Source organism: Streptomyces violaceus, from assembly GCF_036014075.1.
Lineage (GTDB): Bacteria > Actinomycetota > Actinomycetes > Streptomycetales > Streptomycetaceae > Streptomyces > Streptomyces violaceus.
This window is the reverse complement of the sequence record NZ_CP107911.1, coordinates 4,328,253-4,343,290: the sequence shown is the minus strand read 5'-3', so window position 1 is coordinate 4,343,290 and position 15,038 is coordinate 4,328,253. Positions and strand designations below refer to the sequence as shown.

The following is a 15,038-nucleotide window of genomic DNA, read 5'->3' as shown; positions in this document are numbered from 1 at the left end:
CAGTCCGGGCGGCTACGGTTCCCATAGGCAAGGATGCATCGATGACCAGTCACACGAGTGGTTCGCGGCAAGGGAGCCAGCGGCGGATTCCGCAGCCCCTGGGCGTGACACCGGCCCCACTGCGGGACTTGAAGGACTACGTCTATCTGCTCTATGTGGAGGCCGGTGCGCCGCCGGCGCACCGGATGGCGGCCGAGATCGGGAAGGACGACGCACTCCCGGGCAGCCCTTCGAAAGCCACCATTCACCGGATCATCGGCTCCAGGGAACTCCCCACGAGCCAGGAGGACGTCGTGTCCGTCGCCCTCCTGCTCGCTCGTGAGACGGACAAGAACCTCGGCGAGGTGGAGACCCGGATCCGGCGGATGTGGGTCGCCGCTCACTTCACCCCGCCGCTGGGCATCCCCGTGGCCGACGTCGACCCGTTCGCCCTGGAGGTGCACCGGGCGATCAGTGTGCCGGGTGAGCGGTCGCTGCCCAGCCTGCCGTCCTACGTTCCAAGGGATCACGACACAGAGTTGGGCGCCCTCGTGGACCGGGCGGCCGCGGGGGAGAGCCTGCTCGTCACGGTGGTCGGTGAGTCCTCGACCGGGAAGACCCGTGCCTGCTGGGAGGCGCTGCGGAGGCTGCCGCCGGGGTGGCGCGTGTGGCATCCGTTCGATCCGAGCCGTCCGGACGCGGCACTCGTGCGCCTGGGGGAGGTCGGCCCGCAGACGGTGATCTGGCTGAACGAGGCCCAGCACTACCTCCTCTCCCCGGACGCAAGGACCGCCGAGGGCATCGCCGCCGGCCTGCGCTCGGCCCTGACCGACATGCGCCGGAGCCCGATCCTGGTCCTGGCCACTGTCTGGCCGCGCTTTTGGGAACTCCTGACGTCCCCCTCGGCCGCGGGGACGGACGACCGCTTCGACCAGCAGCGCAAGCTCCTCACCGATCTCGGCCGGTGCACCGCGGTGCCCAAGACGTTCTCGGAGAGGGACCTACGGCAGGCGCGTCGTAAGGCGCACGACGACCCGCGGCTCGCCAGCGCCTTGGCGGCTGCGGCCGACGGGCAGATCACGCAATACCTCGCGGGCGTCCCGGAACTCATGCGGCGCTACGAGTGCGCGCCCCCGGCGGAGCAGGCCTTGGTCCACGCGGCGATGGACTACCGCAGGCTCGGGCACGGCCCCGTACTGCCCCATGAGCTCCTCGCCGAAGCCGCGGAAGGCTATATGAAGGACCAGGAGCTTGCCCTGCGCGGAAGCGGCTGGCTGGACAAGGCACTGGCGTACTGCGCCATGCCGTGCCACGGGGTACCCGGACCGCTGACGCCTGTTCCGCCCCGGGACGATGTGCTCTCGGGCCGGGCGTACCGGCTGGCGGACTACCTCGAACAGCACGGCCGCGTCGTGCGCCGGCTCGTATGCCCTCCCGCCTCCTTCTGGAACGCGGCGACCCGTCACAGCCTCGGCACCGACGACACCGTCGCGCTGGCTCGTGCCGCGCAGCAGAGGGGACGGCTGCGGGCCGCAGCGGCGCTCTACCAACGAGCTGTGCGGGCCGGAAGCATCGACGTGCGGCCCGAACTGGCCGGGCTCGCCGAGGGCGTGGGAGATGACAACGCGGCGAAGAAGCTCTACGAGGCCGCGTGGCGGGACGATCACGTGGCGCGCTGGGAACTCGTACGGCTGCGCGAGATCAAGGGCGAGCCGGGCAGGGCTGAGGAACTGGCGCACGAGGCCGCCAATCAGGGCGACAGCACGTCGCTGACCCGGTTGGCCCGGCTCCGGCAGGAGGCCGGTGACGAGGAGGGGGCGCAGCGGCTGACGAGGAACGCTGCTGCCAGAGGGAAGATCAGGACGTTCGCGGGACTGGCCCGGTCGAGGGAAGAGGCGGGAGACCGGGCGGAGGCGGATGCTCTCGCGTTCCTGGCATTGGACCAGACCGGCAGCACGTACGCCCTGTCCGAGCTGGCGGGCATGCGAGACAAGGCGGGAGACGGTGAGGCGGCGGAGCGTCTGGTGCTCGCGGCGGCCGGGCGTGGGAAGGTGCGCCCCGCCATCAGGCTGGCCGGTATACGGCGGCAGGCCGGGGACCGGCAGGGCGCCGCGCGTGCCCTCGACCTCGCCGCCGGCTCGGGCAGCATCTTCGCCCTGACCGAGCTCGCCCGTCTGATGCGAGGTGGGGGGACAACGACGGGGCGGAGCGGTTTCTGTGCATGGCTGTGGACCAGGGCAGCATGTTCGCCCTGACCGAGCTGGCCCGGCTGCGGGAGAAGGCCGACGACAGACAGGCCGCGCTTCTGCTCTACCTCAGAGCGGCCGAGCGGGGAAGCACGGACGCGCTGGCCCACCTCGCCCTGCTGAAGGAGGAGGAGGGGGCCGGCGAGGAAGCCGAACGTATGGCGTGCAGCGCCGCAGACGGGGGCAGTACCTTCGCGCTGCTCGAACTGTCGTGGCTGCGCGAGAAGACCAGCGACCGCCAGGGCGCCGAACGCCTGGCGCAGACCGCTCACCGTGCGGGAAATTCGGGAGCGCTCGTTCTGCTGGCGCGGTTACGGGAGAAGGCCGGGGACCACTACGGTGCCGAAGCCCTCGTCCTCCAGGCGGCAGGTGCCGGCGACAGCCGTGTGCTCAACGAGTTCGTGCTGCGCAGGGAGAAGGCCGGGGACAGCGAAGGAGCCGAACGCCTCGCCAAGGCCGGAGGCGGCAAGGTGGTGCTGCTGCTCGCCCGGCTCTGGGAGTCGGACGGCAGGAGGGCAGAGGCGGAGCGGCTCTACCGGCACGCCGCCCAGCGGGGAGAGACACAGGCACTGCGGGAGATGGCCCGTCTGAAGCATCAGGCCGACGATCACGACGCGGCGGAGGACTACGCCCGCGACGCGGCATGTGCCGGTCACGTGGAGGCACTCTGCGACCTCGCTTGCATGTGCGCCGAAAGGGGCCTGACCGATGACGCCGACCGCCTCCACAGGGCCGCGATCGACGCGGGATACGGCGGTGCGCTGAGGCATCTCGCGAAACTGCGGGGTCGGACGGACCCGCGCTGGGAGGACCTTCCGCGCTACGGCCTCACCGCGGACGGCGACCTGTCAGGCCCCTGGTTCGTCGAGTCGTCCGAAAGGCCGAGGCCCTGACTGAGGCCGCGGGCCGCCCTCTCGAGGGCGAGGAGGCGGGTGTGCTCAGGCCTCACCCGCCCTCCCCCGGCGTCACCAGACCCGCCTCGTACGCCACGATCACCGCCTGTGCCCGGTCGCGGACCTCCAGCTTGGTGAAGAGGCGGTTGATGTGGGTCTTGACCGTGTGGTCGGTGATGGTGAGGCGGTCGGCGATGTCCGCGTTGGAGTGGCCCTGGGCGATCAGGAGGAGGACCTCGATCTCGCGGGCCGTGAGGCGGTCCAGGAGGGGCCCCGGGGCGGTGACCGGGCGGCGCGGGGCGAACTCGGCGATGAGTCGGCGGGTGATGCCGGGGGCCAGCATGGCGTCTCCGGAGGCCACCACCCGTACGGCGTGCAGGAGTTCGGGGAAGGTGGCGTCCTTGAGGAGGAAGCCGCTGGCGCCGGCCGCGAGCGCGTCGAAGACGTACTGGTCGAGGTCGAAGGTGGTGAGCATCAGTGCCTTCGTGGCGCCCTCGGTCTCCCGGAGGATCGTGCGCGCGGCCTGGATGCCGTCCAGCCTGGGCATCCTGATGTCCAGCAGGGCCACGTCGGGCCGGTGGGCCAGTGCGAGGGCTACGGCCTGTTCGCCGTCCTCCGCCTCGCCGACGACGTCGATGTCGTCCTGGGTGGACAGCAGGTTCACGAAGCCGGTTCTCACCACCGCCTGGTCGTCGGCCACGATCGCGCGGATCGGTTCCCCCGCCGTCACTCGTACACACCCTCCGCGAAGCTCTTCGCGGCCGCCCGCACCGGGAGTCCGGCCTCGACCAGGAAGCCGCCCCCGGGACCGGCCGGCCCGCAGGTCAGACGTCCGCCGAGTAGAGTCGCACGCTCCCGCATGCCGCTCAACCCGTGGCCTCCCGTGTCGAGTTGGGGACTCTGCGGGCCCGGGCCGTCGTCGGCGACGCGGACCCGGAGCTCGTCCTCCTCGTAGGTGAGGAGTATGTCGACCGCGGCGCCCCTCGCGTGGCGGCGGGCGTTGGTCAGGGCCTCCTGGACGATGCGGTAGGCCGTGAGTTCGAGGGAGGGCGGGAGTACCGGGGGCCGGGTGCCCTCGGTGCGCAGGGTGACCTCTCCGCCGCCCGACCGGTGGGCCTCCAGTAGGGCGTCCAGGGAGTCGAGCGTGGGCTGCGGCAACACCGGGGCAGGGTCCTCGGCCCCGGCGTCGGCCGCGTGCAGCACGCTGAGGAGCTGGCGCAGTTCGGTCAGGGCCGAGCGGGCGGACGAGGCGATCCGCTGGAAGCCGTCGCGCGCGGGCGGCGACAGGTCGGGCGTGGTGTACGTGGCGCTCTCCGCCTGGACCGCGATCACCGACACCGAGTGCGCCACGATGTCGTGCAAATCCCGCGCTATGGCGGCTCGTTCCTGGGTGGCGGCATGCCTGCGCTCCATGACGATCAGCTCCCGCTGGGCCGCCTCCCGAGCCTGCCGGGACTCCTCCCGGCTGCGGAAGGCGTCCGCGATGCCGACCGTCGCCACGACGCCCACGGCCAGGACGAACGACTCCGTGAAGTACGACAGTGAGCCGTCGGAGCCGAGGGCGGGCGACCGGCCGCCGAGGTCGTACACGCCCGTCGCCACATGGCCCGCGTTGACGAGGAGCGAGCCCGTGATCGCCGCGGCGCCGAGCAGCGCCGGATGCAAAACGCGGTGGCGCGCGAGGGTGTAGAGGCCCATGATTCCGGCCACCGCCACCGCCATCAGCAGCTCGGGCCGGAAGAGGAAGTTCAGCAGCGCCGCCGGTACCACCAGGAGTCCGAGCCGGGGTTCGCGCTGCCGCCAGAGCAGCGGGAGCACCGCGAAGGGCAGGGTCGCCAGCACCGTCGTCGAGGTGATGCGCGCGTGCAGCACCTCGGCGGCGGCCACGAGGACCAACAGGACGCCGGTGACGTACGGGTAGCGGGGGGAGCGCGGCCAGGCGGTGGGGCGCAGGGACGGCTTCTGACGCATCCCCACATTGTCGGCCAGGACCCTCTGGCCCGCGTCACCGTACGGGTTGACCCGGGCGCCGGGCGAGTACCACGGGTCGACGCTCAGGATCGGAATCCGGTGTGACGCTTCTCGACCGCCCCTTGCGAAGACTTGCCGGCAGTGGACCGACGCCGGCCGGCAGGTGACAGGGGGAGCGGGATGCGGGGCGCTTCGAGAGGGCCGTTCGACTCGCTGATGCCCCCGGCGGTATCCGTGCGGACGGCCGCGCCGGTACGGACCGTCCCGCCGGTATGGACCGAGCCGCCGGTGCGTGCGGCGGCTCTTCCCGTCTCCCTCCCGAGGCCCGGGCGCCGCACCTCCCGACGCCCGTTGGAGGCCCTCTGCTGGACCGGCTGCGCGGTGTTCGCGCTGCTCCTCTGTCTGCGCACGACCATCACCCCCCATCAGGTGTGGGGCGCCTGTGCCGCCGCCGGATACGGACTCGCCGCGCTCGTCGCCCACTTCTCGGCGCGGCCCTGGGGCCGGGCGAGCGCGGCGGTGGCCGCCGTCGGGTCGGTGCTGGTGCCGCTGGTGTTCCTGGTCGCCGACGGGGCCCGGCAACTGGAGGTCACGGTCGTCGAGCGGTCCGGCACGCTGCTGCTGGACTCCGGCACCCCGTACGTACCCGACCCGGCCGAACTGCCCGACTACAACCCGTACCTGCCCGGCATGGCGCTCTTCGGGCTCCCCCGGGCCGTCCTCGGTGACGTCCCGCTCGCGGACGCCCGGCTCTGGTTCGCGTTGGTGTCGCTCGGGGCGATGGGACTCGCGGCGCTGTTGTGCGGGGGGTACCGGTCGTCTTGGCGCGGCACCGTTGCGCTGTGGGCGGGCTCCCGGTCGTTCCGGCGCGGCCCCGCCCTGCTGTCCGCGGGCGACCGGTCGTCCCGGCGCGGCCCCGCCCTGCTGTCCGCGGGCGACCGACCGACCCGGCGCGGCACCGTCCCGCTGTCCGCGGGCCACCGGTCGGCTCGGCGTGGCCCCGTGCGGTCTCTCCTCTGGCTCGCCGCGACCCCAGCCGTCGCCCTCCCCCTCGCCGTCGGCGGGGTCGACCTCCCGGTCATCGCCCTGATGTGTCTCGCGCTCTCCCTCGCGGGCCGGGGCCGTCCTGTCGCCGCCGGGCTCGCGCTCGGTGCCGCCGCGGCGCTGAAGTGGACCGCCTGGCCGCTGCTGCCCGTCGGGCTCGCCCTGCTCGCCGTGACCGCCGGTCGCCGGGCCGCCGTACGGGCCGGTGCCACGGCCGTCGCGCTCGCCGTGCTGGCCGTGCTGCCGGTCGCGCTCACCGGCCCGGGGGCGTTCGCCGAGCACGTGCTGCTCTTCCCGCTCGGCGAGGGGGCCACCGGGTCCCCGGCGACCAGTCCGCTGCCGGGCTACCTCCTGGCGACGTACGTGCCGGGGGGCTTCGCCCTCGCGGTGGCGGCGCTGGCGCTGAGCGCGGTCGCCGTGGCCGTGTCCCTCGTGACGCGCCCGCCGCGCACCACTGTCGCCGCCGCCGACCGGCTCGCGCTGGGCCTCGGGATCGCCATGTGCCTGATCCCCGCCACCCGCTTCGGATACGTCGTCTACCCGCTGGTGCTGTTCGGCTGGTTCCGGCTCGTGCCGGCCGGCCGCCGTCCGGCCCGGCCGGGAGCTGCCATGCCCACGCGACTCATGCCCACGCGACTCATGCCCACGCGACTCATGCCCACGCGCTTCATGCCCACCCGCCTCGCCCCGTCCCGGGAGACCGGGCGTCCCCTGCGCTGGACGTACTCCGCGCTGTGCGCGCTCAGCCGCCCGAGGGGTGCGTGCACGGCTTCGAGCAGCTGCCCGGGGCGTACCGCGTCCTCGGCGCGGGGGTGCGGCTGCCGTGCGGCGGGCGGGGCCACGCGCACCAGATGGCCCTCGGGGACCGGCCCCGGGACGCGGCGGGGATGAGCGCGCCCTACCGCCGCGGACTGCCCGTCCACGGGCTGCTCGACGTTCCTGTGGCGGGACGGCGGTGGCCTCGCGTGGACCGGGTCACCGGGGCGTACCGCAACTACCTGTTCACCGTGAAGCCGCTGGAGGACTGACCGACCATGCCGCGCACGCTCGTCGTCACCAACGACTTCCCGCCCCGTCAGGGCGGCATAGAGACCTTCGTCCACGCGATGACGGTCCGCTTCCCGCCCGACCGGGTCGCCGTCTACACCTCCAGCACACCGGGCGACCGGGCCTACGACGCCCGGCTGCCGTTCCCCGTGGTGCGCGACCGCGCCCACATGCTGCTGCCGACCCGGCGGGTCACCGCCCGGGCGGCGGAGCTGGCCCGCCGCTTCGACTGCGACAGTGTCTGGTTCGGGGCCGCCGCCCCGCTCGGGCTGATGGCGGGCGAACTGCGCCGCCGTACGGAGGTGGAGCGGCTGGTCGCCACCACGCACGGCCACGAGGTGTGGTGGGCGCGCACGCCCGGCGCTCGCGCGCTGCTGCGCCGCGTCGGTGCCGGGGTGGACAGCGTCACCTATCTCGGTTCGTACACCCGGGCGCGGATCGCCGCCGCCGTCGGTCCGCAGGCCGCGGCGCGTATGCGGCGGCTGGCGCCGGGCGTCGACGCCGAGGTCTTCCAGGGCTCCGGGGCCGCGGCCGCCCGGGTGCGGGAACGGTACGGCCTGGGCGACCGGCCGGTCGTGCTGTGTGCGGCGCGGCTCGTCCCGCGCAAGGGGCAGGACACGCTCATACGGGCGTTACGCCTGGTGCGCCGCACCGTGCCCGACGCGGTCCTGCTGCTGGTCGGGGACGGCCCGCACGCCCGCGCCCTGCGCCGGCTCGCCGCCGAGGAGGGACTGGCCGGGGCGGTGGTCTTCGCGGGGGGCCACCCGCACGAGGACATGCCCGGGTTCTACGCCGCCGCGCAGGTGTTCGCCATGCCCTGCCGGACCCGCCGGGCGGGCATGGAGGTGGAGGGTCTCGGGATCGTGTTCCTGGAGGCGGCGGCGGCCGGACTGCCGGTCGTCGTCGGCGACTCGGGCGGGGCCCCGGACACGGTCCGCGACGGCGAGACCGGCTTCCTGGCCGACGGCCGTGACGTCCCGGCACTCGCCGACCGGCTCGCGCTGCTGCTGGGCGATCCGGAACTGGCCGGGGACATGGGCCGCAAGGGCCGGGAATGGGTGCGGGAGCAATGGGGGTGGGACGGGGCCCACGGGCAGCTGGCGTCCCTGCTGGGGGTGGGCTGAGGGCATGGCGCCCGGACCCCCGAGACGGCCCCGAAACCATCCTGGTCAGCGCTTCTCGACGGAGTCGACCATCCGCAACGCGCGCCTGACGGTCTCCGCCAGGGACGGCCCCGCCGCCGCGTCGAACCGCAGCGCCCAGTCCTCCACCGCGATGCGCATCGCGGTGTTCAGCACGCCCGCTTCCACCCGGACCGCGAGATCGCCGACGGGCCGGCCCGTACGGTCGGCGATCACCGCGGCGAACGTCGCCTCCGCGTCGTAGTGCGCCTCCAGCCACACCGCGCGCAGCCCCGGCTCGTCACGGCACAGCAGCAGCAGGTCGCCCAGGGTCCGCAGGCGGGGAGTGGCGTCGTCGTCGTACCGGACGCCCAGGATCGCCTCGGCGAGTGAGGCGTGCTCGCCCCGGTCTTCCCGCAGATGCTCCGTCAGCAGCTCGAGGCCCGTGGTGAGCAGGGGACGTACGCACTCCTCCTTGGAGCGGAAGTACCGCCACAGCGTGCGCGTCGACACCCCCGACGCGGAGGCGATGTCGTCCGCGGTCACCGCGGCCACGCCCTTGGCGGCGAAGAGCCGGACCGCCTCCTCGGCGATCTCCATACGGGTCTCGGCGCGCCGCCGCTCCGTCAGCGGTGGCCGCCCCGTGGCCCCGCCTGCTCGTCCGGCCATGCGCCCTCCTCGACTTGCCGTGCTCACTCTATTTTACGTCGCTTCACGTCTGACTGGCGTGAAAGGCCCTGTTGGCACGTCGCGTCTTTATGTCGCACTGAGACAGAAACCAGTACTGTGCCGTCACGTCACGAGCAGAGGAGCCTCATGGGAGCCACGGGTCTGTCAGGCAAGAGCGTCATCGTCACCGGAGCCGCCTCCGGCATCGGCCGCGCCACCGCCCTGCGGTTCGCCGAGGAGGGAGCGAAGGTCGTGGTCGCCGACCTGAACGCGGAGGGCGCCAAGAACGTCGTCCAAGACATCGAGTCCGCGGGTGGAACGGCCGTCGCCGTCACGGGCGACCTGAGCGACGGCGCGGTGGCCGAGGAGGTCGTGGCCGCCGCGGTCGGCACCTTCGGCGGCATCGACGTCCTGGTCAACAACGCGGGCGTCATGGACAGCATGTCCGCCACGGCGGACGTCACCGACGTCGAGTGGGAGCGGGTGCTGCGGATCAATCTCACCGCGCCGTTCCTGCTGACCCGGGCCGCACTGCCGCACATGATCGCCGCGGGCGGCGGAGCCATCGTCAACACCGCGTCCGAGGCGTCGCTGCGCGGCAGCGCGGCGGGAACGGCGTACACGGTCTCCAAGCACGGGGTTCTCGGCCTCACCCGCTCCCTCGCGGTGATGTACCGGGACCAGGGCATCCGCGCCAACGCCATAGCCCCCGGCGGCACGGCCACCGACATCACGGCCGATGTCCACATCGACCGGGAGGCCCACGGACCGTCCGTCGTCGGCAGGCACTTCGTCAACATGGGCCGCCTCTGCGCACCGGAGGAGCAGGCCGCCGCCATCGTCTATCTCGCCTCCGACGCGGCGAGCGGTGTCAACGGCGTCATCCTGCCGGTGGACAACGCCTGGGCCGCGGTCTGACCCCGCCCGACCCCTCACCTACGGCACTCCGCGAGAGGAAGAGGACACCCATGTCCACCCCCCACACCCCCGTGTCAGCCCTGGGGTTCGACCCGGACGCCCTGCGCGAGCGGTACCGGGCCGAGCGCGACCGGCGGATCCGTCCGGACGGAAACCGCCAGTACCGCCGTATCGCGGGCGAGTTCGGCCACTTCGACGAGGACCCGCACGCCGAGCCCGGGTTCACCCGTGAGCCGCTGCACGACCACGTCGAGGTGGCGGTCGTCGGCGGCGGATTCGGCGGCCTGCTCGCCGCCGCCCGGCTGCGCCAGGCGGGCCTGCGGGACATCCGGATCATCGAGAAGGGCGCCGACGTCGGCGGCACCTGGTACTGGAACCGGTACCCGGGGATCCACTGCGACATCGAGTCGTACGTCTACCTGCCCCTGCTGGAGGAGCTCGGCTACGTCCCGAAGTGGAAGTACGCCCCCGGCGAGGAGATCAGGGAGCACGCCGCGGCGATCGCACGGCACTTCGACCTCTACCGCGACGCCTGCCTCCGGACGCAGGTGAGCGAACTGCGCTGGGACGAGGCCGAGTCCGTGTGGAGCATCGGCACCGACCGCGGCGACCGGATGACCGCCCGGCACGTCGTGGTGGCGACCGGGCTGCTCAGCCAGCCCAAACTGCCCGGGATCGAAGGCATCGAGACCTTCAAGGGGCACATGTTCCACACCAGCCGCTGGGACTACGACTACACCGGCGGCGACGCGAACGGCGGCCTGACGGGGCTCGCCGACAAGCGCGTGGCACTCATCGGCACGGGCGCCACGGCCATCCAGGTCGTCCCGCATCTCGGCCGGGACGCCCGGCACCTGTACGTGTTCCAGCGCACCCCGTCCTCCGTGGACGTGCGCGGACAGCGCCCCACGGACCCCGAGTGGGCGGGCTCGCTGAAGCCCGGCTGGGCACGGGAGCGCAGGGACAACTTTCTCGCGGTCGTCACGGGCGGCCGCACCGAGGAGGACCTGGTCGCCGACGGCTGGACCAGCAGCGCCCGCCTCCAGCAGAAGCTCATCCCGACCAGCAACTACGACGCCCTCACGCCCGAGGAGCGCGAACGCCTGGAGGAGATCGCCGACTTCCAGAAGATGAACGAGCTGCGGGCCCGGGTGGAGGAGATCGTCGAGGACCCGGCCACGGCGGAGAAGCTCAAGCCCTGGTACCGCTACATGTGCAAGCGGCCCACCTTCAGCGACCTGTACCTGGAGACCTTCAACCGGCCGAACGTCACCCTCGTGGACACGGCCGACCACGGGGGCGTCGAGCGCGTCACCGAGCACGCCGTGGTGGTGGGCGGGGTGGAGTACGAGGTCGACTGCGTCGTCTTCGGCACCGGCTTCGAGGTCGGCGTCTCCGGACTGCTGTCCGGGCAGCTCCCCGCCTACGGCAGGGACGGCACCGCCCTGCTCGAGTCCTGGCGCAAGACCGGCCCGAGGACCCTGCACGGCTTCTACAGCCGGGGTTTCCCCAACCTGTTCATGCTCGGCTCCGTGCAGAGCGCCAGCTCCGTGAACTACGTCCACGTCCTGGACGAACAGGCCACCCACGTCGCCGAGGTGATCGCCGAGGCGCATCGGCGCCAGGCCCCGTGCGTGGAGCCGACGGCCGAGGCGGAGGCCGCCTGGGGCGACACGATCCGTCAGAAGTCGGCGGACCTGTACACGTTCCAGTCCGAGTGCACCCCCGGCTACTACAACGGCGAGGGCATGCCCAGGCCCCGCAGCGAGTCCTACGGCGACGGCCCGGTCGCGTTCTACGAGCTGATCAGACGCTGGCGCGCGGAGGGCGGCATGGCCGAGGTGCTGGGCTCATGACGGCGGGGGGTTCGAGCAGGTACGGCGCGGGTGAGGTGCGCAGCACCCACTGGCGGGCCGAACGCCTCAACTCGCCCAATCCCCTGTGGGGTTCGAACGGCGTGTCGTTCGGTCCCGACGGGCGGCTGTACGTCGCCCAGTTCCTCGCGGGGAAGATCAGCGCCGTGGACCCGGCCACCGGGGACGTCGAGGTCGTCGTCCCGATGGACAGCCCCGTCGAGTCGCCCGACGACCTGGCCTTCGGGGCGGACGGCTCGATGTACATCGCCGACCTGGTCCCCGGCCGGGTGTGGCGCCGCGGGCCCCAGGGCGAGTACACCCTGGTCTCCGAGGAGGTGCGGGTGCCCAACGGCATCACCTGCGTCGGCGACCGGCTCTTCGTCAACGAGATGAAGATGAACGGCCGTCTGCTGGAGCTCTTCCCCGAGGGCGGCGACCCGGTCGTCCTCACCGACGGGCTGGCCTTCGGCAACGCGATGCAGCTCGGCCCGGACGGCTGCCTCTACTACCCGCACATGATCAGCAGGCAGGTCTGGCGCATACCGCCCGACGGCGGGGTGCCCGAGGTGGTCGCCGAGGACGTGCACGACCCGGTCGCGGTCCGCTTCGACCTGGGCGGCGTCCTCAACGTCCTGTCGCGCGGCCCCGAGGGCATCGTCACCCGCGTCGACCTGCACGGCACGGGCTCGCGCTCACTGATCACCAGCGGGGTCACGGGCCTGGACAACGCCGCGTTCGACGCGGAGAACCGCATGTTCGTCTCCAGCTTCGCCAGCGGCGGCATCACGGAACTGCGTCCCGACGGCCGCACCCGCGCGATCGTGCCACGCGGCCTGGACGGCCCCTACGGTGTGACGATCGACCTCGGCGGCACGGTCTACGCGGCCGACCACTACCGGGTGGCCCGGCCGGCACAACCCGACGAGAGCGGATCGGGAGACGTGACCACGGAGATCCTCCAGCCCTTCTTCCACGGCATCACGGCCGACGGCGATCTCCTGCACACCACCTCCCAGTTCGGCACCGTCCAGACCTACGACCCCGCGGCCGGGACGACCCGGCTCAGGGCGAACGGCCTGAACCAGCCCCTGGGCATCGCGACCCGGGCCGACGGCGCCCTGGTCGTCGCCGAGACGGGCGCCGGCCGCGTCGTCGCCATCGACGGGACCGACACGGTGACCGTCCTCGCCGAGGGCCTCGACCACCCCGTGGACGTGACCTTCGACGCCGAGCAGCGCTGCTACGTCAGCGACGACCGGCGCGGAGCGATCCTGCGCCTCGACGACGGCGAGGCGGTGCCGGTCGCGGAGGGCCTCGGCGCCCCGCAGGGCCTCGCCGCGCACGGCGACGAACTCTTCACCGTGGACACCGAACACCGCCGGCTGTGGTCGGTCTCCCTGACGACGGGCGCCGCCCGTGTCGAGGCCGAGTCGCTGGCGGTCGGCATCCCGCCGGGCACCGCCCGCCGCCCGGCTCCCTCGCTCTTCACCCACCACATCCCCGGCCTGGCCCACCGGTTCGCGGGCCTCACCGCGGCCCCGGACGGCTCCCTGCTCCTGTCGTCGAACGGAGAGGGCACGGTGGTCCGGCTGTCTCCGGCGCGGAGCAACACGTAGGGCCTGTCGTTCGGATCACGCCGCAGACGCGACTGATCCGAACGACAGGCCCCGGAGATGAGATGTCCGCCCCGGAGAGCGGTTCAGCGGCGGCGGCCCCGGGAGGGCCTGCCGCGCCGGGCGCGCGGGGCGGTGCCCGGGCGCGCGGGCCGGTTCTCGGCGGGCGGCGGGGTCAGGACGACGGGCACGCCCGAGGGCGCCTGGGCACCGGTGATGCGGTTCAGCTCGGCTTCGCCCGAGCGGACCCGGGTGATCCGCGGCGTGATGCCCGCGTCGGCCATCAGACGGGCCGTCTCACGGCGCTGGTGGGGCAGGACCAGCGTGACGACGGTGCCCGACTCGCCGGCCCGGGCGGTACGGCCGCCCCGGTGCAGATAGTCCTTGTGGTCGCCGGGCGGGTCCACGTTGACGACGAGGTCGAGGTTGTCGACGTGGATGCCGCGGGCGGCGACGTTGGTGGCCACCAGGACCGTGACCTCGCCGTCCTTGAACCGGGCCAGGGTCCGGGTGCGCTGGGACTGGGACTTCCCGCCGTGCAGGGCCGAGGCGCGTACCCCGACGGCCAGCAGCTTCTTGGCCAGGCGGTCGGCGGCGTGCTTGGTGTCCAGGAACATGATCACGCGTCCGTCGCGGGCGGCGATCTCCGTCGTGGTGGCGTGCTTGTCGTCGTCCTCCACGTGCAGCAGGTGATGCTCCATCGTGGTGACCGTGTTCGCCGACGGATCGACCGAGTGGACCACGGGGTCGTGGAGGTAGCCGCGGACCAGGCGGTCGACGTTGCGGTCCAGCGTGGCCGAGAACAGCAGCCGCTGGCCATCGGGGCGCACCTGGTCGAGCAGGGCCGTCACCTGGGGCATGAAGCCCATGTCGGTCATCTGGTCGGCCTCGTCCAGGACGGTGACCGAGACCCGGTCCAGCCGGCAGTCGCCGCGGTCTATGAGGTCCTTGAGCCGGCCGGGCGTCGCGACGACGACCTCGGCACCGCCGCGCAGCGCGCTCGCCTGGCGGCCGATCGACATCCCGCCGACCACCGTGGCGAGCCGCAGGCGCAGCGCGCGGGCGTAGGGGGTGAGCGCGTCGGTGACCTGCTGGGCCAGTTCCCTGGTGGGCACGAGGACGAGGGCCACCGGCTGCTTGGGCTCGGCCCGCTGCCCGTCGATACGGGCCAGCACGGCCAGGCCGAAGGCGAGGGTCTTGCCCGACCCCGTGCGCCCGCGGCCCAGGACGTCCCGGCCGGCCAGCGAGTTCGGCAGCGTCGCCGCCTGGATCGGGAACGGCTCGGTGACGCCCTCGCCCTTCAGCGCGGCCAGCAGCTTCTCGGGCAGGTCGAGGTCGGCGAACGCCTCGACGGCGGGCAGGGCCGGGGTGAGGGTGGCGGGCGGCGCGAATTCGCCGCCGGGGGCGGTACGGCGCCGGGGGGTGCCGCGTCCCGCGCCGGCCGCACGGGAGGAGTTGTTCCGGCCCCCCGTCCTGCGGGAGTGGGACGAGCCGTTGTTCTTGCGAGCGGTGCGATCCAAGGGGATCCTTCCTCGATGCGGCACGTATCGGGGAATTCCCGGGGTCAGACAGCCTCTGGGGGGCCGCACCAGGATTCGCAAGAATGAGCCGGGTAGGGAGTGAAACGTGCGGGGGCCCGCACCACATGGGTGCGGGCCCCGATCACGTCGAACGCGTCAGC

Annotated in this window: 12 protein-coding genes; 8 read left to right on the top strand and 4 right to left on the bottom strand. The window is 73.0% G+C overall.

What is annotated here, in order from left to right:
• The first annotated feature begins 41 nt into the window (after positions 1 to 41).
• Positions 42 to 2,234: a hypothetical protein gene (locus OG542_RS19460; RefSeq protein ID WP_328412546.1), complete on the top strand. Its 2,193-nt coding sequence runs from the start codon at positions 42 to 44 to the stop codon at positions 2,232 to 2,234.
• Positions 2,201 to 3,118 carry a tetratricopeptide repeat protein gene (locus OG542_RS19455; RefSeq protein WP_328412544.1) on the top strand — a complete coding sequence of 306 codons (918 nt, stop codon included), beginning with the start codon at positions 2,201 to 2,203 and terminating at the stop codon, positions 3,116 to 3,118. Before OG542_RS19460 ends, OG542_RS19455 begins: the two co-directional genes overlap by 34 nt.
• 52 nt (positions 3,119 to 3,170) lie before the next feature.
• On the opposite strand, the gene OG542_RS19450 is transcribed toward OG542_RS19455, so the two are convergent.
• On the bottom strand, positions 3,171 to 3,848 hold the full coding sequence (locus tag OG542_RS19450; RefSeq protein WP_328412542.1) for a response regulator transcription factor: 678 nt from the start codon (positions 3,846 to 3,848) through the stop codon (positions 3,171 to 3,173).
• The gene (locus OG542_RS19445; protein ID WP_328412540.1) at positions 3,845 to 5,089 is read right to left on the bottom strand and encodes a sensor histidine kinase; all 1,245 of its coding nucleotides are present in this window, start codon (positions 5,087 to 5,089) and stop codon (positions 3,845 to 3,847) included. The genes OG542_RS19450 and OG542_RS19445 overlap by 4 nt, the downstream gene beginning before the upstream one ends.
• A gap of 288 nt (positions 5,090 to 5,377) precedes the next feature.
• Between OG542_RS19445 and OG542_RS19440 the strand changes: the two genes are divergently transcribed.
• Genes OG542_RS19440 through OG542_RS19430 form a run of 3 tightly spaced genes read left to right on the top strand, consistent with a single transcriptional unit; the run spans position 5,378 to position 8,304 of the window.
• Complete coding sequence (locus OG542_RS19440) at positions 5,378 to 7,024, top strand: glycosyltransferase 87 family protein (RefSeq protein ID WP_456243536.1); 1,647 nt, start codon at positions 5,378 to 5,380, stop codon at positions 7,022 to 7,024.
• Positions 7,021 to 7,161 carry a hypothetical protein gene (locus OG542_RS19435; protein WP_328412536.1) on the top strand — a complete coding sequence of 47 codons (141 nt, stop codon included), beginning with the start codon at positions 7,021 to 7,023 and terminating at the stop codon, positions 7,159 to 7,161. Before OG542_RS19440 ends, OG542_RS19435 begins: the two co-directional genes overlap by 4 nt.
• 6 nt (positions 7,162 to 7,167) lie before the next feature.
• Positions 7,168 to 8,304 carry a glycosyltransferase family 4 protein gene (locus OG542_RS19430; protein ID WP_328412534.1) on the top strand — a complete coding sequence of 379 codons (1,137 nt, stop codon included), beginning with the start codon at positions 7,168 to 7,170 and terminating at the stop codon, positions 8,302 to 8,304.
• Between the two features lie 45 nt (positions 8,305 to 8,349).
• On the opposite strand, the gene OG542_RS19425 is transcribed toward OG542_RS19430, so the two are convergent.
• On the bottom strand, positions 8,350 to 8,970 hold the full coding sequence (locus OG542_RS19425; RefSeq protein WP_328412532.1) for a TetR/AcrR family transcriptional regulator: 621 nt from the start codon (positions 8,968 to 8,970) through the stop codon (positions 8,350 to 8,352).
• 147 nt (positions 8,971 to 9,117) lie between these two features.
• Here OG542_RS19425 and OG542_RS19420 point away from each other — a divergent pair, with 147 nt between their 5' ends.
• The 3 genes from OG542_RS19420 to OG542_RS19410 are packed head-to-tail and all read left to right on the top strand — an operon-like array spanning position 9,118 to position 13,360.
• Entirely contained in the window at positions 9,118 to 9,888 is a 771-nt protein-coding gene (locus OG542_RS19420; RefSeq protein ID WP_328412530.1) for an SDR family NAD(P)-dependent oxidoreductase, read from the top strand.
• A gap of 50 nt (positions 9,889 to 9,938) precedes the next feature.
• Positions 9,939 to 11,744, top strand: a complete 1,806-nt coding sequence (locus OG542_RS19415; RefSeq protein WP_328412528.1) for a flavin-containing monooxygenase — start codon at positions 9,939 to 9,941, stop codon at positions 11,742 to 11,744.
• Positions 11,741 to 13,360, top strand: a complete 1,620-nt coding sequence (locus OG542_RS19410; RefSeq protein WP_328412526.1) for a hypothetical protein — start codon at positions 11,741 to 11,743, stop codon at positions 13,358 to 13,360. Before OG542_RS19415 ends, OG542_RS19410 begins: the two co-directional genes overlap by 4 nt.
• An 83-nt stretch (positions 13,361 to 13,443) precedes the next feature.
• On the opposite strand, the gene OG542_RS19405 is transcribed toward OG542_RS19410, so the two are convergent.
• Positions 13,444 to 14,877: a DEAD/DEAH box helicase gene (locus OG542_RS19405; protein ID WP_328412524.1), complete on the bottom strand. Its 1,434-nt coding sequence runs from the start codon at positions 14,875 to 14,877 to the stop codon at positions 13,444 to 13,446.
• Positions 14,878 to 15,038 lie beyond the last annotated feature (161 nt).

Excerpts from the sequence above, each read along its gene's own strand:
- OG542_RS19435 (WP_328412536.1), top strand. The coding sequence starts at position 7,021 with ATGAGCGCGCCCTACCGCCGCGGACTGCCCGTCCACGGGCTGCTCGAC.
- OG542_RS19430 (WP_328412534.1), top strand. The coding sequence starts at position 7,168 with ATGCCGCGCACGCTCGTCGTCACCAACGACTTCCCGCCCCGTCAGGGC.
- OG542_RS19460 (WP_328412546.1), top strand. The coding sequence starts at position 42 with ATGACCAGTCACACGAGTGGTTCGCGGCAAGGGAGCCAGCGGCGGATT.
- OG542_RS19420 (WP_328412530.1), top strand. The coding sequence starts at position 9,118 with ATGGGAGCCACGGGTCTGTCAGGCAAGAGCGTCATCGTCACCGGAGCC.
- OG542_RS19415 (WP_328412528.1), top strand. The coding sequence starts at position 9,939 with ATGTCCACCCCCCACACCCCCGTGTCAGCCCTGGGGTTCGACCCGGAC.
- OG542_RS19410 (WP_328412526.1), top strand. The coding sequence starts at position 11,741 with ATGACGGCGGGGGGTTCGAGCAGGTACGGCGCGGGTGAGGTGCGCAGC.
- OG542_RS19425 (WP_328412532.1), bottom strand. The coding sequence starts at position 8,970 with ATGGCCGGACGAGCAGGCGGGGCCACGGGGCGGCCACCGCTGACGGAG.
- OG542_RS19445 (WP_328412540.1), bottom strand. The coding sequence starts at position 5,089 with ATGCGTCAGAAGCCGTCCCTGCGCCCCACCGCCTGGCCGCGCTCCCCC.
- OG542_RS19455 (WP_328412544.1), top strand. The coding sequence starts at position 2,201 with ATGGCTGTGGACCAGGGCAGCATGTTCGCCCTGACCGAGCTGGCCCGG.